This is a genomic window from Amycolatopsis sp. NPDC051106 (genome assembly GCF_040682775.1).
Taxonomy (GTDB): Bacteria; Actinomycetota; Actinomycetes; order Mycobacteriales; family Pseudonocardiaceae; genus Amycolatopsis.
The window spans coordinates 14,065-33,670 of record NZ_JBFBBQ010000018.1 but is presented as its reverse complement, the minus strand read 5'-3'; the positions used below and the strand labels follow the sequence as shown (position 1 = coordinate 33,670).

General features: G+C 71.1%; 15 protein-coding genes. 12 read left to right on the top strand and 3 right to left on the bottom strand.

The features are described 5' to 3' along the window. Positions 1–48 precede the first annotated feature (48 nt). Together AB0M83_RS16510 and AB0M83_RS16505 are read left to right on the top strand one after the other, a co-directional pair. Complete coding sequence (locus tag AB0M83_RS16510; protein WP_364517746.1) at positions 49–1,875, top strand: heparinase; 1,827 nt, start codon at positions 49–51, stop codon at positions 1,873–1,875. Continuing rightward, a complete protein-coding gene (locus tag AB0M83_RS16505; RefSeq protein ID WP_364517744.1) occupies positions 1,875–2,954 on the top strand; it encodes a substrate-binding domain-containing protein in 1,080 nt (359 codons plus the stop codon). The genes AB0M83_RS16510 and AB0M83_RS16505 overlap by 1 nt, the downstream gene beginning before the upstream one ends. Here AB0M83_RS16505 and AB0M83_RS16500 read toward each other — a convergent pair. Continuing rightward, positions 2,934–5,864: a beta-galactosidase gene (locus tag AB0M83_RS16500; RefSeq protein ID WP_364517742.1), complete on the bottom strand. Its 2,931-nt coding sequence runs from the start codon at positions 5,862–5,864 to the stop codon at positions 2,934–2,936. The two genes, AB0M83_RS16505 and AB0M83_RS16500, sit on opposite strands and share 21 nt — an antisense overlap. A 214-nt stretch (positions 5,865–6,078) precedes the next feature. On the opposite strand from AB0M83_RS16500, the gene AB0M83_RS16495 reads away from it, so the two are divergent. Further along, on the top strand, positions 6,079–7,491 hold the full coding sequence (locus AB0M83_RS16495) for an RICIN domain-containing protein (protein WP_364517740.1): 1,413 nt from the start codon (positions 6,079–6,081) through the stop codon (positions 7,489–7,491). 29 nt (positions 7,492–7,520) lie between these two features. Here the strand turns inward: AB0M83_RS16495 and AB0M83_RS16490 are convergent, their stop codons facing one another. Beyond that, positions 7,521–8,282 carry a TIM barrel protein gene (locus AB0M83_RS16490; RefSeq protein ID WP_364517738.1) on the bottom strand — a complete coding sequence of 254 codons (762 nt, stop codon included), beginning with the start codon at positions 8,280–8,282 and terminating at the stop codon, positions 7,521–7,523. A 227-nt stretch (positions 8,283–8,509) separates the two neighbouring features. Here AB0M83_RS16490 and AB0M83_RS16485 point away from each other — a divergent pair, with 227 nt between their 5' ends. The 8 genes from AB0M83_RS16485 to AB0M83_RS16450 all read left to right on the top strand — a co-directional run bounded on the left by AB0M83_RS16485 (position 8,510) and on the right by AB0M83_RS16450 (position 16,668). Then, on the top strand, positions 8,510–8,737 hold the full coding sequence (locus tag AB0M83_RS16485) for a hypothetical protein (RefSeq protein WP_364517736.1): 228 nt from the start codon (positions 8,510–8,512) through the stop codon (positions 8,735–8,737). Next, positions 8,734–9,288 carry a hypothetical protein gene (locus AB0M83_RS16480; protein WP_364517734.1) on the top strand — a complete coding sequence of 185 codons (555 nt, stop codon included), beginning with the start codon at positions 8,734–8,736 and terminating at the stop codon, positions 9,286–9,288. Before AB0M83_RS16485 ends, AB0M83_RS16480 begins: the two co-directional genes overlap by 4 nt. Beyond that, positions 9,254–11,011 carry an enoyl-CoA hydratase-related protein gene (locus AB0M83_RS16475; RefSeq protein ID WP_364517732.1) on the top strand — a complete coding sequence of 586 codons (1,758 nt, stop codon included), beginning with the start codon at positions 9,254–9,256 and terminating at the stop codon, positions 11,009–11,011. The genes AB0M83_RS16480 and AB0M83_RS16475 overlap by 35 nt, the downstream gene beginning before the upstream one ends. A 796-nt stretch (positions 11,012–11,807) precedes the next feature. After that, a complete protein-coding gene (locus tag AB0M83_RS16470) occupies positions 11,808–12,419 on the top strand; it encodes a CBS domain-containing protein (RefSeq protein WP_364517730.1) in 612 nt (203 codons plus the stop codon). Next, positions 12,416–13,405 carry a universal stress protein gene (locus AB0M83_RS16465; RefSeq protein ID WP_364517728.1) on the top strand — a complete coding sequence of 330 codons (990 nt, stop codon included), beginning with the start codon at positions 12,416–12,418 and terminating at the stop codon, positions 13,403–13,405. The genes AB0M83_RS16470 and AB0M83_RS16465 overlap by 4 nt, the downstream gene beginning before the upstream one ends. Before the next feature lie 340 nt (positions 13,406–13,745). Next, on the top strand, positions 13,746–15,494 hold the full coding sequence (locus AB0M83_RS16460; RefSeq protein ID WP_364517726.1) for a molybdopterin-dependent oxidoreductase: 1,749 nt from the start codon (positions 13,746–13,748) through the stop codon (positions 15,492–15,494). 52 nt (positions 15,495–15,546) lie between these two features. Beyond that, complete coding sequence (locus tag AB0M83_RS16455; protein WP_364517724.1) at positions 15,547–15,879, top strand: cupin domain-containing protein; 333 nt, start codon at positions 15,547–15,549, stop codon at positions 15,877–15,879. Between the two features lie 150 nt (positions 15,880–16,029). Continuing rightward, positions 16,030–16,668, top strand: a complete 639-nt coding sequence (locus tag AB0M83_RS16450; protein WP_364517722.1) for a response regulator transcription factor — start codon at positions 16,030–16,032, stop codon at positions 16,666–16,668. Here the strand turns inward: AB0M83_RS16450 and AB0M83_RS16445 are convergent. Beyond that, positions 16,665–17,663 (bottom strand): hypothetical protein, encoded by a 999-nt coding sequence (locus tag AB0M83_RS16445; protein ID WP_364517720.1) that lies wholly within the window; start codon positions 17,661–17,663, stop codon positions 16,665–16,667. The two genes, AB0M83_RS16450 and AB0M83_RS16445, sit on opposite strands and share 4 nt — an antisense overlap. 133 nt (positions 17,664–17,796) lie before the next feature. Between AB0M83_RS16445 and AB0M83_RS16440 the strand changes: the two genes are divergently transcribed. Next, a complete protein-coding gene (locus tag AB0M83_RS16440; RefSeq protein ID WP_364517910.1) occupies positions 17,797–19,542 on the top strand; it encodes a GAF domain-containing protein in 1,746 nt (581 codons plus the stop codon). Positions 19,543–19,606: the final 64 nt, after the last annotated feature.

The following is a 19,606-nucleotide window of genomic DNA, read 5'->3' as shown; positions in this document are numbered from 1 at the left end:
ATTAACGACAAGTTCGATCAGAAGCGATCAGAACCGCAAGGGAGGCCCATGTCGCTCCGGCGGCGGCTGAGTGCGCTCTTCGACGGTTCCGCAGTGCCGCTGCGGGCGCCGGAATCGGTGCCGGACGTGCGGAACCGGGCCGTCTGGGACGCGGTGGACGGCGAATTTCTCCTCGCCGAAGCCACGGCCGTGCTCGCCCGCCCGATGCCGGTCCTGACGGCCTCGGCGTGGGCGCGGACGTTCCGCGACGGTGTCCGCACCGAGTACGAAGACGCGGCCGGCCAGGTGCGGGACCGCGTGACGCTGCTGGTGCTCGCCGCGGTGCTGGACCAGGGGCTGCCGTTCCTCGACGGCGCCATCGACGGCCTGGTCGCGCTGGCCGAGACGACGACGTGGTGCTGGGCGCCGCACGAGCGGTTCGCCGCCGGGCGCGGCGAGGTACTGGGCGATCCGGACGAGCCGTTCCTCGACCTGGGCGCCGCCGAGGTCGTGGCGCTGTTCGCCTGGGCGGACCACGTCCTCGGCCCGGCTTTCGACGTCCGCGCACCGGGGTTGAGAAAGCGCTTACAGCGCGAGGCCGACCGCCGGGTCCTGACGCCGTTCGAGCGCGTCCGCGACTGGCACTGGCTCGGCCTGGACGGCGACGCGCACAACTGGAACCCGTGGATCCACCACGCCGTCCTCGCCGCCGCGCTCCTGCTCGAACCGGATCCCGAGCGGCGGCTGCGGCTGGTCCGGCTGGTCGTCGAGGGGCTCGACCACTACGTCGCCGTGCTGCCCGACGACGGCGGGATCGACGAAGGAGTCGCCTACTGGTGGCACGGTGCCTGCCGGCTGCTGGAAGCACTCGACCTCCTCGCTGAAACGACCGGCCTCGACGCCCGGGGCCTCCCGGTGCTGGCGCCGTTGATCCGCTTCCCGCACCGGATGCATCTCGGCGGAGCCGCCTACGTCAACGCCGGGGACGGCCCCGCCCGCCTGCCGGCCGCGCAGCCGTGGCACGTGCTCCACCGGTGGGGCGAGCGGCTCGGTGACGCGGGCGTCCGCGCCCACGCGGCTTCGCGCGCGCGAGAAAGCGGCCGGCTGGTGTGGCCGCAGGCCGGGCTCGGTCGCGCGCTCGCCGGACTGGCGGATCCGCGCTGGCGCCGGGCCGTCGCGGCGGAGCCGGCCGGAACCTGGCTGGCCCGCGAGGAATGGCTGCCGCGGGTGCAGGTGCTCGTCGCGCGCGAGACGGCCGGGACGCCGGCCGGGCTGACGGTGGCCGTCAAGGCGGGCCACAACGGCGAACGGCACAACCACCTCGACGTCGGCACGTTCTGGGTGGCCGTCGACGGCGTGCCCGTGGTGGCCGACGTCGGCCAGCCGACCTACACCGCGGCCAGCTTCGGCCCGGACCGCTACGGGGCGTGGCCGCTGCGCAGCGAGTGGCACAACGTGCCGGAGCCGGGCGCCCCGCAGCAGCCGGGCCGGGAACACGGCGCGCGGGACGTTCGCGTCGAACTCACTGCGGCCGCGACGGGGCTGTCCGCCGACCTCGCCGGTGCGTACCCGGAGGGCTTGGTGCGCCGGTGGATCCGGACCGTCCGGCTGGTCCGCGACGAAGCCTGCGTCCTGGTGGACGACGAGGGCGTCACCGGTCTGCTCCGCTACGTGCTCGCCGGGGACGTCGAGGTCGGCGCCGGGTACGCGGTCGTGTCGCACGGCGAATCCCCGGTGCTGCGGCTGACCTGGGATCCCCTGGTCGCCACGCCGGAGTTCGCGTACCGGGCGCTGGACGACCCGCTGCTGCGCGCGTCCTGGGGCGAGCGCCTGGGCCGGCTGACGCTGGTGGTGCGGGCCGGCCCGGTCCGCGTCCGGCTGGAGCGCGTCCCGTGATGCTGGCCTCCGAACGGCACGAAATCATCCTGTCGCTGCTGCGCCAGCACGGCACGGTCCGGCTGGCCGACCTCGTGGGCCGGCTCGGCGTCAGTTCCGTGACGGTCCGGCGGGACGTCACCGACCTGGCCGACCGCGGCCTGCTGACGCGCGTCCACGGCGGTGTCACCCTGGTGCGGCCGCGAGCCGCGCAGCCCGAACGCGGTACGCCCGGGGCCCTGATCGGCATGGTCGCGCCGTCGGTGGAGTACTACTGGCCGCAGGTGATCCAGGGCGCACAGTCCACAGCGGCCGGTGCGGGCGGCCGGCTGGTGCTGCGGGCGTCGCGGTACGACGCCGCGGAGGACCGCCGCCAGATCGGCAAGCTGCTCGAGCGGGGCGTGCAGACGGTGCTGGCCGCCCCGGACACCGGCGGGCGCGGCGGCCGGGAACTGCTGCGGTGGCTGGGTTCCCTGCCCGTGCCCGTGATCCTCGTGGAACGCCTGCCCCCACCCGAGCTGCCGACCCTCGCGCTGGACGCCGTCACGACGGCGCACGCCCTCGGCGCGGGGCTGGCCGTCCGGCACCTGGTGTCGCTGGGCCACCACCGGGTCGGGCTGGTGACGTCCCGGTCCAGCCCGACCAGCCGCGCGCTGCGCACCGGCTGGCGCGAGACGATCGAGTCGCTAGGCCAGGAACCCGGCGCGGACTTCGACGTCCCGGCGTACGGCTCGCCGGACTGGGCCGGGGTCTACGACGGCGTGCTGGACCGTTGCCGCCGCGAAGACGTCCGCGCCCTGCTGGTGCATTCCGACCGCGAGGCCATCGGCCTGATCGAGCGGGCTCGCGACGGCGGTATCGCGGTACCCGGCGAACTGGCGGTGGTCTCCTACGACGACGAAGTTGCGGCGGTGTCCGATCCGCCGCTCACCGCGGTCCGCCCGCAGAAGCACCGGCTCGGGGCGCTGGCCGCGGAACTCGCCCTGGCCCGCCTCGCCGAAGGCGCCGACCGCCCGGTGCACCGCGTCCAGCTCTGGCCGACGCTCGTGGTGCGCGAATCCTGCGGCGCCGCCGCCGATTCAGCGCCGGTAGCCTGGTGAATCGACCAGGTGGACCGGGACGCCGCCGCGGACCGTGGCGAGAGTGGTCAAGGCCACGGTTTCCAGGCCGTTGCCGGGGCCGCCGTCGCTCGTCACGGCGAGCGCGAGGGTGTTGGGCCCGTGGGGGTTCAGGATGCCCGTCGGCAGGACGAACGTGTGCTGTGGCCCGACGTCGGCGACGTATTGGCCCAGGTTCCAGCCGTTGAGGAACACCAGTGCCCGGTAGTGCCCGCCGGACCTCGGCACGGCCGGGTCGCCGATGGTCAGGCCCAGCGACGCGTCGTGCCCGCGGGGGACGTGGAGGGTGAAGCCGGTCCGGTACCACGTCGTGCCCGGCGCCGCGGTCGTGGCGGGCACGACGGCCGGGGCCCAGCGGCGGTCGGGGTAGCCGGGCAGGGACCAGCCGGCGCGTTCGCCGTCGAGGCCGCCGTTGTTCAGCGGGCCGCGCACCGGATCGGCGACACCGCCCTGGATCTTCCAGGCGACGCCGGTGAGGGACGCGGAGATGAGCCCGCGGCCCTCCTTGTGGGCGTCGTTCACCCCGCCGTCCTCGTTGCGCCCGTCGCCCCGCACCATGACCGACAGAAGGTGGTCGCCGTCCCCGCGCAGGTCTTCCGGCACGGTGAAGGTCGCCGTGCCGGTCGTCGGCGGGGCGGCGAGCGCGCTCGGCAGCACGTGCTGGCCGAGGTACCGGCCGTCGAGCCACGCCTGGAGCATCCCGGCGCCGCCACCGCCGTAGACGAGGCTGATCCGGTCCGGTGTCGCGCCGCGGTAGTGGCCGCGGTACCAGACGTCGCCGGTGTGGAAGCCGTAGTCGTCCGCGGTGAGCACCGGCTGCCCCGCCGGCGGTTTGGTGGTGCTCGCGGTACTGGTGAGGTCCGCGGCGCGCCACGCGGTGTCGTCGTGGCCGACCGCGGCCTCGGGGGAGCCGCCGGCCTGCTTCCAGCCGGTCAGCGCCGGCAGCCGCACCGCGTCCGGGCCGGGCAGCTGCGCCGTCGCGAGCAGGCTCGACGACGTCGTGCGGCGGGCCGGGACGAGCCGTCCGTTCCAGCTGAGCACCGCACCGGGACCCCACACCTCGAGGTCACTGGCCTGCGCGGTGTCGCCGGTGAGCTCGAGGAGACCGCCGGCCGACCGCGCGGTGCGCAGCAGCGCGGGCCCGCGGACGAGCACCGGCCCGGCCGCGGTGTCCTGGCGCCAGAACGTGTCGGCGGTGGCGTCGTCGGCGAGCAGCAGCGTGACCGGCGGCCGGCCGCCGCCCGAGATCCGCACCCTGGCCAGTCCATTGTGGACGTAGTTCAAGCGGAGATCGCCGGCGTTCCAGGTGGCGGTGGCTGTCCCGGCCAGCACTTCGACCTTCGGTTCCCGGGCGTAGCGCAGCGTCGTCTCGCCGTCTTCGCCCGGACGCCCGTGCAGCAGCACGGTCCCGCCCACCGCGGTCATGAGCTCCGACGTCGAGTACACCAGGTGCTGGCCCGCGAGGTCGTGGTTCGCCACCAGCTGCTTGGCGTCCTGGCCATTCAGTCGCAGGGTCCCGGCCTGCGGCACGGTGTACGAACCGTCCGGTGTGGACACCGGGAAGGTGAAGGTGTCGTTCGTCGTGGCGTTCGAAGGGGTGTGCATCGGCACGTAGAAGTGGGTCTTCGTGTCGGGGTTGACGTTGTGGTAGACCTTCACGGCCGCCGACGTCGGCGTGACGGGGTCCGCCTTGTCCTGCTTGGTGATCGGCGGGACGGCCTGCAGGAAGTAACCCAGCTCCTTCATCGTCGCCGCTTTGGGACGCAGCTGCCGTGCCTCGTCGACGGCCGCGCCGTAGTCGTACGAGGTGTAGACCACCGGCGCGGGCAGCCACCCCCACGAAGTACCGCCGAAGGTCATGTAGAAGTTCTGGATGCTCAGGCCGTTCGCGATGTTGGTGCCGTAGAAGACGCGTTCGTAGCCCGGGCCCTCGCGCACCGAGGTGCAGGGGTAGGTGCCGTTGCTGCCCCAGTAGTCGAACCAGCCGCCGCCGAACTCGGCGGTGAACCCGGGCGTGTTCGGTGAAGCGCTGGCGCCGCCCTTCGCCCCGCCTGGTCCGTAGAGTCCCCAGTCGGGTGCGGGGCTCGGACTGCCCGGGGTGCCGTCGGTGTGGCAGGTGCCGCCGGGATAGGTGTCCCAGGCGTACAGGTCGACCTTGCCGGGCACGGTGCCCGGCACACCCGAACCCGGTGGCACCCAGATCCCGTTGCGCCCCTTGTCGTTGTGGAAGATCGGCACGCCGATGCCGTCCGCGCGCACCTTGTCGTAGAGGTGGGCGACGTAGTTCCGCTGGGACACGCCGGTGGCGGCCAGCTCGTTCTCGATCTGGTACAGGATCACCGGCCCGCGGCCGTCGACGTACTGGTGCCGCGCGATGATCCGGTCGACGGCGGTCAGCCACTCGTCGGCCGCGGCCAGGTAGTCCGGGGCGTCGCTGCGCGCCTTGCCGGCCTGGGTGGACAACCAGCCGGGGAAGCCGCCGCCGGAGACCTCCGCGTTGATGTAGGGGCCGGGCCGCGCGATCACGTACAGGCCCGATTCCTGCGCGAGGTCGAGCAGCCGGTCCATGTCGCGCACGCCGGTGAAGTCGTAGACGCCGGGAGCGGGGGAGTGGTAGTCCCAGTCGAAGTAGATCGACACTGCGGTGTACCCGCTCGCCTTCAGCTTCTGCAGCACGTCCCGCCACAGGTCCGGGCTGGGCAGCCGGAACGGGTGGAACTCCCCGGACCAGACGAACTGCCGCCGCCCGTCCAGCAGCAGCGAATACTGGTCGAAGGTGATCTCGTGGCGGGGCCGCTCCGGCGGCCGGGGCGCCGCGGAAACCGCTGGTGCGAAGGACATCCCGGCCAGGGTGGCCACGGCGAGCGCGAGGGCGGACAGGCGACGGCGCATGAGGGCGAGTGTCGCCCGCCGCGCTGACGCCGTCAAGCGGGCGGTGACCGACCGGCGGATGTTCTTCCCTGACCGATTCTGAACGTTTCGTTTCGCTGTTCTGGCTCACCGCCGGTGCCTCTGTTACGAGTACCAAGCAGGGGCGAATGGTGGTCAGGAAAGGGACGAGCCGATGAAATCGTCGAATCACGCCGCGGCGCGGAGAACGCTTTCCGTGGCTGTGCGGCTGCTGGTGCTGCTGGTGCTCGCCGGCGGGATGCTGACGGCCGGCCCGGAGCCGGCCCGGGCGTCCACCGCCGGGTTCCGGGGCGTCAACTGGGCCGACCAGCGGGACAACTTCGTCAACGGCGTGCTCTACGTGTCCGGGCTCGGTGCCGGGGACACGTACTCTTCGGCCGCCGCGACCGCCGAGCAGGTGATCGGCCAGATGTACGCGGTCACCGGGGCCAACACCGTCCGGTTGCCGATCAACGAACCGACCGTCTCGGGCTACTGGGGCACCTACACCGGCGCCATCGACAAGGCACTGGAGAAGGGCCGGGTGATCCTGGCCTACTGGGCCTACAGCGGCGGCAAGCCCGCGAGCGTGGCCGGGTTCCAGCAGATGTGGGACAAGGTGGTCGCGAAGTACGGCACCAATCCGAACGCCTACTTCGAGGTCATCAACGAGCCGTACGCCTACAGCGCCGGCGATCTGACCAATTTCTACCGCGACTGGCTGGCCCGGTACCCGGGCGTGCCGCGCGCCCGCGTGATCCTCGACGGCACCGGCTACGCCCAGAACGTCCCCGCGGTCGGCGGCGACAGCCGGCTCGACGGCACGCTCCTCGCGGTGCACGACTACTCGTTCTTCGCCGGCTACGAGAGCGAAACCGAGTGGGCCAACCACATCGCGAGCTCCATCGGTGCGTACGCCGACCGCACGGTCGCGACCGAATGGGGCGCCCCGATGGGCCCCGGCACCAAGAACGGCGTCCACTACAACGCGATCGACTACAGCATCCCGAGCGGGTCGTTCTTCGCCGACTACGTCCGCGGGGTCAGCGAAAAGCTGCGCAGCCTCGGCATGGGCAGCGTCTATTGGCCGGGCCTGCGCGACGGCGACTGGTACAGCATGACGACCAGGACCGGAACCGGCGCCGGGACCAAGCTGTCGCTGGTGAACCCGTCCGGGCTGACGCGGCTGCGGTACGCGTGGGGCATCGGGAACGGCGGCGGCACCTACGTGAAGATCGTCAACGCCGCCACCGGTTTGTCCATCGACGGCCTCGGGCGCACGGCCGGCGGGTCGACGGCAGGCCAGTCGAGCGGCAACGGCGGCGACGGGCAGCAGTGGGTGGTCGAGAACTCGGGGAACGCGGTGCGCATCAAGAACCGCGCCACCGGCCTCTACCTCGACGGCGCCGGCCGCGCCACCGATGGCGCGGCGGTCGCCCAGTACGCGGACAGCGGCAGCGCCAACCAGAAGTGGACGGTGGTGACCGACGCCGACAACGTCCGCATCAGGAACATCGCCACCGGCGAGTACCTCGACAGCATGGGCCGCACCGCCGACGGCGCCGACCTCGGCCAGTACAGCGGCAGCACCAGCCCGAACCAGCGCTGGCGGATCGTCGCGGCGGGCTGATCCACGCCGGCTCGAGCCGGCCGCGGGCCTCAGGCCAGCCAGCGGAGCAGGGTCGCGGACTCCCGCGGCAGCACGGCCGGGTCGTCGCCCGGGACGAATTCGAGGAGGAGGTCCACCGGCGCGGCCCGGGCTGCGAGTTCGAGGGCCGGGCGCCAGAGCCGCTCGCGCTCGTACAGGGGCAGCCGGGTCTGTCCCGGCCACCACGAGAAGACGTGGATCGCGCTGACGCGGTCGAGCATCAGGCGGAGGCCGTCGAGGGCGCGGTCGTCGGGTTCGCCGACCGGGGGCTGCCAGTAGGTGGAGAGCGGGTCGCCGACGTCGTCCAGCAGCCGCACCGCTTCCGGCGCGGTGTCGGCGAGCGTTCCCGAATGGAACTCCAGCGCGACCGACAGCCCGCGAGCAGCGGCGATGGCGGCCGCGTCGCGCAGTGCGCCGGTGACGCGGGAGCGCAGTGCGCCGGAAGCGCCCGCGGACCCTTCGGCGCCGGCCCACACCCGGATCCGCGTGGTCCCGAGCGCGGCCGCCGCCTCGGTCAGGACCTCGAACGACTCGGTGTCGTCGACGCCCGCACGCCAGTACGAGCCGTAGGAACAGGTCGTCAACCCGCTCACGGCGGTCTGCTCACGCACCTCGTGCAGGACGTCGGGCGAGTGCGGAGGAGCGTGGACGTCCGCGCCCCACTCCACGACACGCAGACCGGCCGCGGCGGCCTCGTGGGCCACCCGGCGGGCGGCCAACGCCCGGAACGTGACGGAACACAGGCCGATCCGGTCTCGCAGGTCGGTGGTCATGGCAGGAATGGTAAGCGCTTTCCGCCTGCCTCTCGCGCGACATCGGACTACACCCGGTGTCAGCTCACCGCTGGTGATCTCGTGCATGGGCTCTCATCGAGGAAGGTCTGATGGAACTTGTCCGGCGCGCGTGAAAAGGCCAGATAGAACGCCTGGCCGGCCGGGGAGTCGACCGGCCCCGGCCGGACTGGCGGACGTCGCTGAGCGGGTGAAACCTGGCTTCGGTAGTGATCACCTTCGGCGGTGGCGCCGTGCTCGCGGTCGCGATGTCGGTGACGACGTCGAAGCCGGCCTGGGCGCTGAGCCGGCTCGGCCTCCTGGCGCTCGGAGCGGTCGTGGTGGTGACCCAGGCGATCGGTTTCTCCACGCAGTACCGGCGCCGGAAGCTCCCGGCGGGAGACTCCCGCTCGCCGGCGCGATCTACTTCACCACGCCGGCCCGGACGTACGCGGTGAGCTGGCTCGTGCTGCTTTTCCTGAGCGCGGTCGTCACCGGCTGGGTTCTGGCCGGCTTGCTCCGGCGTCCGCTGCTCGCCGAAGACACCGCGTCCCTGGCGGTCGCCCGCGCATTGCGCGCGGAGGCGGTGTATGCGGCGTCGCCGGTGCTGGCGGTCATCCCGCTGGTGCTGGACTTCCTGCTGGACCGCGTGCCGGCGGGATTCCTGCCGTGGCTGGGCGCGTACGTCGCGGCGGTCGCGCTGCTCCAGGTCATCAGCTACGCCGTGCACCGGAGGCGGCACCGCCGTCGCGGGGGATGGAAGTTCGGCCTCCCACGCGAGCCATGGGGGAAATATCTCCAAGCAATCGCCGTAAGTGTTTCTTTCGGACTGGATCCGCTGTCGCGCGGTTTCGCCTTTACGGACAGATATGACGTGCTCACCCGAGTAGCCCCCTCTGCTTACCCCTTCGGCTGCGTCACGCCCGTCGCCGCGCGAGGTACCGTCGACCGGTTGTTTCGTCGCCCGCTATCGAATGTTCGGCCCGGCCGGCCGAATCGCTGTGCATGACCGGACGAGCGGAGGCCCGTTGAAAATCTTGCTGCTGTGCTCCGCGTTCAATGGCCTCAGCCAGCGCGCCTGGCTGGGTCTCCGCGCCCTCGGCCACCGCGTGACGGTCGAGATGGTGCACGATCCGCGGGAGATCGCCGCGGCGGTGGCGGCGGCCGACCCCGAGTTGATCATCTGTCCGTTCCTGCGCCAGCGGGTTCCCGAGGTGGTGTGGCGGAGCTACTGCACGATCATCATCCATCCCGGCCCGGAAGGGGACCGCGGCCCGTCCGCGCTGGATTGGGCGATCATGGACGCCGAACCCACCTGGGGTGTGACCGCGCTGCAGGCGACTGGCGACCTCGACGGCGGGCCGATCTGGGGCACGCGAGTGTTCAGGATGCCGGCCGATCCGCCGCGCAAGAGCACCCTCTACAACACCGAAGTGTCCGACGCCGCGCTGAGCCTCATCGACGAGGTGGTGACCAAGGCCGAAGGCGGCGGGTTCACGCCGCGGCGACAGGACCACCATCGGCAGGAAACCGTCCGTCCCCTGGTCCGGCAGGCCGACCGGTCCTTCTCCTGGGGTGACCCGACCGACCACATCCTGCGTCGCATCCGCGCCGCGGACGGCCGTCCCGGAGTGCACACCGAGCTGGCCGGTGTGCCGGTCGCGGTGTTCGACGCCCATGCCGGCGAGTCCTCGCCCGGCGAGCCCGGCACCATCGCGGCACGCTGTCAGGGTGCGGTGCTGGTCCGCACCGGCGACGGCGCGCTGTGGATCGGGCATGCGCGGCGGCTGGCACCCGAGGCCCCGGGCACGACGGTCAAGCTACCCGCGGCCCTGGCTCTCGGAGGCCTTCCCGAGGTGCCGCGGACCGCAGCCCCGCCGAGCGTTCGGGAGATCGGCTACCGGCGGGTGGGCAAGGTGGGGTTGGTGCGCTTCGAGTTCTACAACGGCGCGATGGGCACCGCGCAGTGTCGGCGGCTTGCCGCGGCCGTGCGCCACGCGGCCGCGCAAGACACCGCTGTCGTGGTCCTGGCGGGCGGTGAGGTGTTCTCCAACGGCTTGCATCTGGGTGTCATCGACGCCCATCCGAATCCTGCGGCGGAAGCGTGGCGGAACATCACCGCGATCGACGACCTCTGCCGGGAGATCATCGCCTGCACCGGGCAGCTCGTGGTGTCCGCGCTCGCCGGCGACGCGGGTGCGGGCGGCGTGATGCTGGCCCTCGGTGCGGACAAAGTGATCGCCCGGGACGGTGTCCTGCTCAACCCGCACTACCGGAAGATGGGCCTGTACGGCTCGGAGTACTGGACCTACGTGCTGCCCCACCGGGTCGGCGAAGCACAGGCAGACCGGCTGACCACGCACTGCGAGCCGATCACCGCCGCCGAAGCGGCCGCGATGGGGATCATCGACCAGCTCGCCGCGAGCGACCGCACGGGCTTCATCGCGACCGTGCTGGACTACGCCACCGAACTCGTCGCCGGCGGCCAGGCGGCGGCCCTGCTCGACCGCAAACGCGCCATCCGGGCAGCCGAGGAGCAACGCCGGCCGTTGGAAACCTACCGGGTACGGGAACTCGCCGAGATGAGCCGCGACATCTTCGACGACCGCCACGGTTTCGCCCACGCCAGGCGCACCTTCCTCACCGGACGGCCCGCAGTCCGGACGCGGCCGAACTCGCCCCGCCTGCCAGTCCCACGACTCCCCGAGATGAGGCCCGTGGGCTGGCGTTGACCGGTGCCGAGGTTTATCCGCGTCGCTCCGATTCACCCGGGTGCAGCCACTCGAAAACTCGACGTCCCCTGCCACCGCAGGATCGGCATCACCCGCCCGCCCTTGGGGTGAGCACCTGATGCTTCTCCGGCTTCTGGCGCCTGGCTGCAGCAGTTGGTACAGATGCGTCGCCCGTACTCGGTGAGGCTGGTGTCGGCCCGGGTTGCTCCTGGTGCGCGTGCTCCGGCTGCTGGCACTCGGCGTCGTCGTCCTGCCCACCCGCCCGAGCGAGCGGCAGGAACCAGCGACCTGAGGGTGGATGTTCGTTCTGCCCGGTGCTTCAACCGTTCGTTCCCCTCGAGTGCCGTCTGCAGGTTGGCTTGAGGGGTGGACCATGGGGCTCGGATTTGGGGCTCCCAGTCGTGAAGAGATCAGCTCGTGGGCGATCGACCTAGCCAATTCCAAGGCTGTTTCGACCGGTTCAGCGGCATTGCCAAGTGGCGCAAAAGGTGGCCGTCGCGGCTTCACGACGCCGAAGAAAACGTGGAACTGAGTCTCGCGCTCGTCCCGTTGATCATCTTCGTGTGGCGCCTGTCGACCTTGCGAACCATCAACGGCCGGTTGCTTTCCGGAACGATCGGCCGCACACGGCTGTGCTTGTTTCCTGACCCGAGACGTCATCGGTCTCATCTTCGACGCCGGACACGACGTCGCCTGGTCGAAGGGACGTAAGTCCTCGCGTCCGGTGACCGACGCCAGCTGTGCCCGAGGTGCCGCCTTCCTAGGTTGGAAGTGACTTGAAAGGCAGGAACACCCGATGCGAGCACGCGACCTGATGACCGCACCGGTGATCACCGTGCAACCGTGGACGTCCGCCAAGGAAGCGGCCGAGCTGCTGTCCACGCACGGCTTCACCGCCCTTCCCGTGGTCGATGACGACGGGGGCCTGATCGGCATCGTCACCGAGGCCGACCTCATCCGCGGCCGGATCCCGGTCGACGTCCGGAACGCGAACGAGCGCCACGAAGCCGCTTCCGTGGGCAAGACGGTGGGCGACCTGATGACCAGCCCCGCCACCGCCATGAGCACCGGCACCGACGTCGCCGACCTCTGCCAGGCACTGGTCGACGCGCGCATCCGGGCGATGCCGATCGTCGACGGCTCGGCCGTCGTCGGCATCGTCACGCGCGGCGACATCGTCCGCGTGCTCGCCCGGGAGGACACCGACATCGCCAGGGACGTCAAGCACCGGCTGGAGATCTACGGCGGCAGCGGCCGCTGGCAGATCGACGTCCGCGACGGCTGTGCCCACATTCTCGACCAGTTCGACGACGATTCCGATCGGCACGTCGCCCAGCTGCTGGCGCTCGCCGTGCCCGGCGTCGTCGCCGCAGACACCGCTTACGCGGGTGAGGAGCAGAACCGATGAGCACCACCGACCCGAGGATCACCGTGGGTGTGGACGGCTCCGCCGGTTCCTCGGCCGCCGTCGCCTGGGCCGCCCGGATCGCTTCCCTGCGGCACTGGCAGCTCAAGATCGTGTACGGCAGGCAGCCGACCGGCCTGTACGGCGGCGGCCTGTCCGGTCTCGCCGGGCTGGTCGACGCGATCCAGGCCGACGGCGAGCGGATCATCGCCGAGGCCCGCAGCCTCGCCGCGTCCATCGACAAGAACCTCGTCATCACGACGGAACTGCCGAACGATCCGCCCGTGTCGATGCTGATCGACGAGTCCCGGCACGCCCGGATGCTCGTGGTCGGCCGGAGCGGCGCCGGCGGGTTCACCGGGATGCTGGTCGGCGGGACCGCGGCGACGGTCGCGAGCCACGCGCACGGCCCGGTCGCCGTGATCCGCGGGCGTCAGGACACCACGATGGTCCCCGACGCGGGACCGGTCGTGGTCGGCATCGACGGCAGCCCCAACTGCGAACCGGCGATCGGCGTCGCGTTCGAGGAGGCTGCGGTGCGCGGCGTGCCGCTGGTCGCGGTGCACGCCTGGAACGACGTCACCTACGAGGACACCCGCGGCACCGCCCGGATCCTCACCCAGCCCGACACCCTCGAAGAGGGAGAACAGCGGCTGCTCGCCGAGCGGCTCGCGGGCTGGCAGGAGAAGTATCCCGACGTCGAGATCCGTCACCTGCTCGTGCGCGACCGGCCCCGACATGCGCTGCTCGAGGCGAGCGAGACCGCGCAACTGGTGGTCGTCGGCAGCCACGGCCGCGGCGGCTTCACCGGGATGCTGCTCGGCTCGACCAGCCAGGCGCTGGTCCAGCACGCCGGCTGCCCGGTGCTCGTCGTGCGCCCGGAGCGGGCGAACGCCCCGGCCGGTCGAGGTGCGGCACGACGTGCGCGAGAGTCTTCGTCCTTTGCGGACGTAACTGGTCGAAGGGACGTTAGTCCTCGCGTCCGGTGACCGACGCCGGCTGTGCCCGAGGTGCCGCCTTCCTAGGCTGAGAGGTGACTTTCATGCTGCGCAGGGCGCGTGCAGTCCATAGCCGACGTTGTTGCCCGAGATCCCGGTGCCGCGCCAGCCGACCGTGTCATGCTGCGTCCGAGGGAGCCTCGCCATGCAACCCCACCTCCCGTCTTCGACACCTCCGAGCGCCACGAGGTCGGCGGCGCGGCGCGCCGTTCCGTCCCTCCGGGCCTCCTCCACCGAACTTGCCTGGGAGAACGAAGGCGGTCACCTCCGCAACGAGGACGCCCCGCACTGGTTCGGCCGATCCGCCTCCGAGGAGCTACCCCCGGCCGCAGTGACCGACTTCGCCCCCCGCCCGTCGGCCAGTTTCCGCGACGAGCTCTCGAAGAAGGACCACGATGTCGTCGACGCCTCGTGGGCGGGGGCGGTCCCGCGGAGTTACGGGGTGGCTCCGCGGGTCCGCGTCGGGCGGGACAAATGGTTCAACCTGCTGTGGCTGCTGCCGGTCGGTTTTGTGCTCCTGATCGTGGCCGTGGCTGTCGCGAAGGGACTGCGGGAGCTGCCCGCGGTGGCCGGGTTCGTGACCGCGCATCCCGGCACCGTCGTCCCGGCGGGCGCCGAGGACACGGCAGGTTCACCAGGGTGGGTGGGATGGCAGCACTTCTTCAACATGCTGCTGCTGATCCCCATCATCCGGTCCGGGCTGACCATCATCGCCGACCACCCCCGCTTCTACTGGACCCGCCACTCGACCCCCGGCCGGGACTGGTTCCGGGTGCAGAAGCCGGTACCGGCCGACCCGCTGTGGACCGCGAAGCAGGATTCCATCACGCTGCCCGACGGGGTCGGGCTCCCCGGGCGACGCCATTCGATCGGGCTGGCGCGGTGGTGGCATCTGGGCGTCAACACGTTGTGGCTGGGAAACGGGCTGATCTTCTACATCCTGGTCTTCACGACCGGGCACTGGACGCGGCTGGTCCCGACCAGCTGGGACGTGTTCCCCAACGCGCTGTCGGCGATGATCCAGTACCTGTCGCTGGACTGGCCGACCGGCCACGACTGGCTGGCCTACAACAGCCTGCAGCTCATCGCCTACTTCGTCACCGTGTTCGTCGCGGCCCCGCTCGCGTTCATCACCGGCCTGGGCATGTCGCCGGCTTTGTCGACCAGGTTCCGGCGGATCAGCAGCGTGTTCAGCATCCAGGTCGCACGCTCGCTGCACTTCCTGGTGCTGGGCTGGTTCCTGGTGTTCATCGTGGCGCACGTGACTCTCGTGGTGACCACGGACGTGCTGCGCAACTTCACCATGATGTACACCAACCGCGACGACGACAGCTGGCACGGGTTCTGGGTCTTCGCGGCGTCGTTGGTGGTGCTGACCGTGGTGTGGGTCGCGGCGACCCCGGTCACCTACCGCCACCCGCGGACGGTGCAGCGAGTCGGGTACGCCCTCATCGGGCCGGTCCAGCGCCTCTTCGAGCACCTCGACGCGAAGCCCGGCCAGTACTCCGAGAAGGACATCTCCCCGTACCTGTGGCACAACGGCAAGTACCCGGCCACCGCGGAATACGCCGATCTGCTCGCACACGACTTCGCCGGTTACCGCTTGCGCGTCTCCGGTCTGGTCGAGCACCCGGTGGAGCTGGACCTGTCGCAGCTGCGGGCCTTGCCCTACCACGAGCAGATCACCCAGCACTTCTGCATCCAGGGCTGGTCCGGGGTGGCCAAGTGGGGCGGGGTGTCGATGCAGACCATCGTCGACCTCGTCCAGCCGAAACCGGAAGCCCGGTGGGTCGTGTTCTATTCCTTCGCGGAAGGCGCCGACGGCGGCATCTACTACGACGCGCACCCCATCGAGCAGATGGGCTACCACCTCACGATGCTGGCCTACGACATGAACGGCGCCGCTTTGCCCTACGGCCACGGGGCCCCGCTGCGGTTGCGCAACGAGGTTCAGCTCGGGTTCAAGCTCGTCAAATGGATCAAGGGGGTGGAGTTCGTCGAGGACTTCGCCGAGATCGGCGGCGGCGAGGGCGGGTACAACAACGACCACGAGTTCTTCGGCTACCGCCAGTCCATCTAGCCCGGCCGGACGGTGTCCGCCGTCCGGAACTAGACCTGAGAACGGTGCGAACATGCAGAAGTCGTCGTTGACAGCGTTGGCCTGCGAACAGCTGAAGATCGCCGCGCATGCCTCGAGCGGGCGCAGCGCGCGCACCGTCTACGGCGGCCACGAGCATGTCCTGCGGCAGACCTTGATCGCGCTGATCGCCGGCCACGGCCTCGACGAGCACGAGAACCCGGGAGAGGCCACCGTGCACGTGCTCCACGGGCGGGTGCGGCTCGTCGCCGCCGATGTCGAGTGGGAAGGCTCGCCCGGGGACCTGCTCATCGTGCCGCCGGACCGCCATTCCCTGGACGCCATCGAGGACTCCGCGGTCCTGCTCACCGTGGGAGCGCACCGGTGATCTCGCACTACGCCCGCCGGCGATCACCGATCCTCGCGAGGCCGTGAACGGGACGTTCGGCACCCAGCCGAGGACTTTGGTCATCTCTCCGTGGGTCCTGGGGGCCGTACGCTGATTCCCGTCGGGTCTTCCCATCTCAGGAGGTCGGAGATGCTCCGGGTCTTTCTCGTCGACGACCACGAGGTCGTCCGCCGCGGCGTCGCCGACCTGCTCGACGAGGACGAAGAGCTGACCGTGATCGGGCAGGCCGGCAGTGTCTCCCAGGCCTTGGCGCGCATCCCTGCGCTCAACCCCGACGTCGCCGTGCTCGACGTGCGGCTGCCCGACGGCAACGGCATCGAACTGGCTCGCGAGCTGCGCTCCAAGCTGCCGGAGCTGAAATGCCTGATGCTCACCTCCTACACCGACGAGCAGGCGATGCTCGACGCGGTGATGGCCGGCGCCAGCGGGTTCGTCATCAAGGACATCAAGGGCATGGACCTGGTTTCGGCCGTCCGGGACGTCGGCGCGGGCAAGTCCCTGCTCGACGCGCACGCGACGGCCGCGTTGATGGCCAAGCTGCGCGAGAGCCAGACGAAGAAAGGGCCGTTGTCCGATCTGTCGGACCAGGAACGCAAGCTGCTGGACCTGATCGGTGAGGGCCTGACCAACCGGCAGATCTCCGAGCGGATGTTCCTGGCCGAGAAGACGGTCAAGAACTACGTGTCGAGGCTGCTGACCAAGCTGGGCATGGAGCGCCGCACCCAGGCCGCCGTCCTCGCCACCGAGCTGCGCCAGCACGGGAACTAGGCGCTGAGCCGCTCCGGCGCCAGCAGGACGTCCTCCAAAGACCGGCGCGGCATCCACGGCGCCGGTGTCCCGTGCCCGAAGCGCAGCACGACCTGCGGCCACAGCCCGCCGCCGAGCAGGGTGCGCAGCTCTGCCCGTACCGCGGGGACCTCGACCGGCTGCGAGACGAACGACGCGTCGAACCCGGCGGCGGTGGCCGTCAGCAGAACTCGCTGCATCGCCTGACCGGCCCTGATCCGGTCGGCCTGCTTGTCGTCGAAGGAGCCGACGACCACGACCAGTGGATCGGAGTCATCGACCAGGCCCCGCCGTGGCGAGCCGAAGTCGCCCAGGGCCCAGTCGCCGTCATTTGAAGGCATCCCGCCGGCGGCGTCGGGGACGTCTTCGGGGACGCCGTCGCGGCTGTCCTGGGGGCGAGCGGTCCAGTGCCGCCATTCGGCCAGGAACGCGGGATCGGTCACTTGAGCGTGGTGGCTCTTGTGTGTCAGCTCGCGCAGCCGGTCCAGCTGGTTCGCGTCCAGCCGGGGCAGCCAAGCCTGCTCGGCCTCGGCCGCGTGGCGCAGCTCGGCAACGACCGTGTCCGGGATCACGGCCGTCTCGAACGGGATGCGGTTCGTGTGGCGCCGCGGGATCGCGTCGGCCAGCCGGACGAGCCGCCGGTCGGGGTTGCGGGCCGCGAACGGCCGGACCACCGCGAGCAGCGTCGGGTTGTCGCGGCGGGGCAGCAGCGTGGTGGCCGGGTGCGTGCCCAGCGCGTGGATCGCGGTGCGCAGGTTGAACAACGCGGCCCCGCAGGAGAGCAGCAGTTCCCGTCGGCCGGCGTCGGCCACCGGCAAAGCGCGGTCCGGATCGGCGTGCAGTTCGATCCCCGCGGCCGTGCAGCGGAACCGCCAGGGCTGTGTGTTGCGCGTCGACGGTGCGAGCACCGCCGCCCCGAGCACGGACTTCACCTGATCGGGATTCAGCAGGCCGATCGAGGTGATGGGTGGTGTCATGGTTCCCTCTCGGTGCCGTCGGGCGGCACACTGTGGTTCCGGACAGCTTCCAGTGACGGTCTCTCGTGCCACCGGACGGTGGAAAGGGGAGAAAGTCACCAGCGGCGAGGCTGGAGTGGACAAGGTGAAGGTCGTGGGCACGGTGTCGGTGGACGAATCCGGACAGCAGCCCGACTACGGGTCCCGGCGGACGGCGGGGACGCTGTCCGGGCTGAGGCTGCGCGAGGTCCTGCGCGACCTGCAGGACCGGATCGAGCTGCTGATCGGCACCCGCGACAAGATGGACGGCCTGCTGGACGCGGTGCTGGCCGTCGCGTCCGGGCTGGAGCTGGATGCCACGCTGCGGCGCATCGTGCAGGCCGCGGTCGAGCTCGGCGAGGCGAAGTACGGTGCGCTGGGCGTGCTCGCCGAGGACGGCTCTCTGTCGCAGTTCATCTACCTCGGGATCGACGACGAGGTCCGCCACCTGATCGGCCACCTGCCCGAGGGGCACGGTGTCCTCGGTGTGGTCATCGAAGAAGCGAAACCGTTGCGGCTCGAGGAGATCTCGGCCCATCCGGCGTCGGCCGGTTTCCCGGCACACCACCCGCCGATGCACTCGTTCCTCGGCGTGCCGGTCCGGGTGCGTGACGATGTGTTCGGCCGGTTGTACCTGACCGAGAAGAAGAACGGCGAGCCGTTCACCGACGACGACGAGGTCGTCGTGCAGGCACTGGCCGCCGCGGCCGGCATCGCGATCGAGAACGCCCACCTCTACGAACAGGCGCAGGTGCGGCAGCAATGGCTGGCCGCGACCAGCGAGGTGACCACCGAACTGCTGGGCGGCACCGACCCGGCCGAAGCGCTCGACACCATCGCGACCCGCGCCCTGGAGCTGACCGGTTCCGACGTCACGATGCTCGCCCTGCCGAACTCCGGCCGGCTCGACGTCGACGAAGACTGGGGCATCGACGTCGACGACCTCACCGTCACTGTCTGCGCCGGGGCCCGGGCGGCCGAGCTGTCGGGCCTGCACATCGACCTCGACGGCAGCCTGCCCGGCGCGGTGTACCGGGACCGGACGCCGCGCAGCGTCCCCGAACTCGAACTCGGCGACTACCGCCTCGGACCGGCACTGGTCGTTCCGCTGCGGGCCGGTGACCGCACGAGCGGCGTGCTCATCACGGTCCGGGAGACCGGTGCGCCGTCGTTCGGTGCCACTCAGCTCTCGGTCGTCGCCTCCTTCGCCGACCAGGCGGCGCTGGCCCTGCAGCTGGCGGCCCAACAGCGGGCCGCCCGCGAACTGGACGTGCTCGGCGACCGCGACCGGATCGCCCGTGACCTGCACGACCACGTGATCCAGCGGCTGTTCGCGGTCGGGCTGTCGATGCAGAGCACCCAGCGGCGCACGAAGTCGCCGGAGCTGCAGAAGCGGCTCGGGGACAGCATCGAGCAGATGCACGAGATCGTGCAGGAGATCCGGACGGCGATCTTCGACCTGCACGGCGGCGCGGCGGGGGAGACGCGGCTGCGGCACCGGCTGCACGACGCGATCGCCGAGCTCACCGACGACGCGCCGGTGCACCCGACGGTCAGCATGTCCGGCACGCTCGACACGGTGCCCGCACAGCTGGCCGAGCACGTGGAAGCGGTGGTGCGCGAGGCGGTCAGCAACGCCGTCCGGCACGCGGAGGCCTCGACGTTGTCGGTGTCGATCGCGGTGAAGGACGCCGTGGTGCGCATCGTCGTGGTCGACGACGGCAAGGGCATCCCCGCCGACGTCTCGCCGAGCGGGCTCGGCAATCTGCGCGATCGCGCGGAAGCAGTCTGCGGGCGGTTCACCCTCGAACCCGGGCCCGAGGGTGGCGTGAAGCTGGAGTGGTCGGCGCCGCTCGGCTGACCGCCCGGGTGCCGCACCGACGGGTGTAGCGGGGCACTTCGGTGACGAAGGTCCTCGGAGTTCG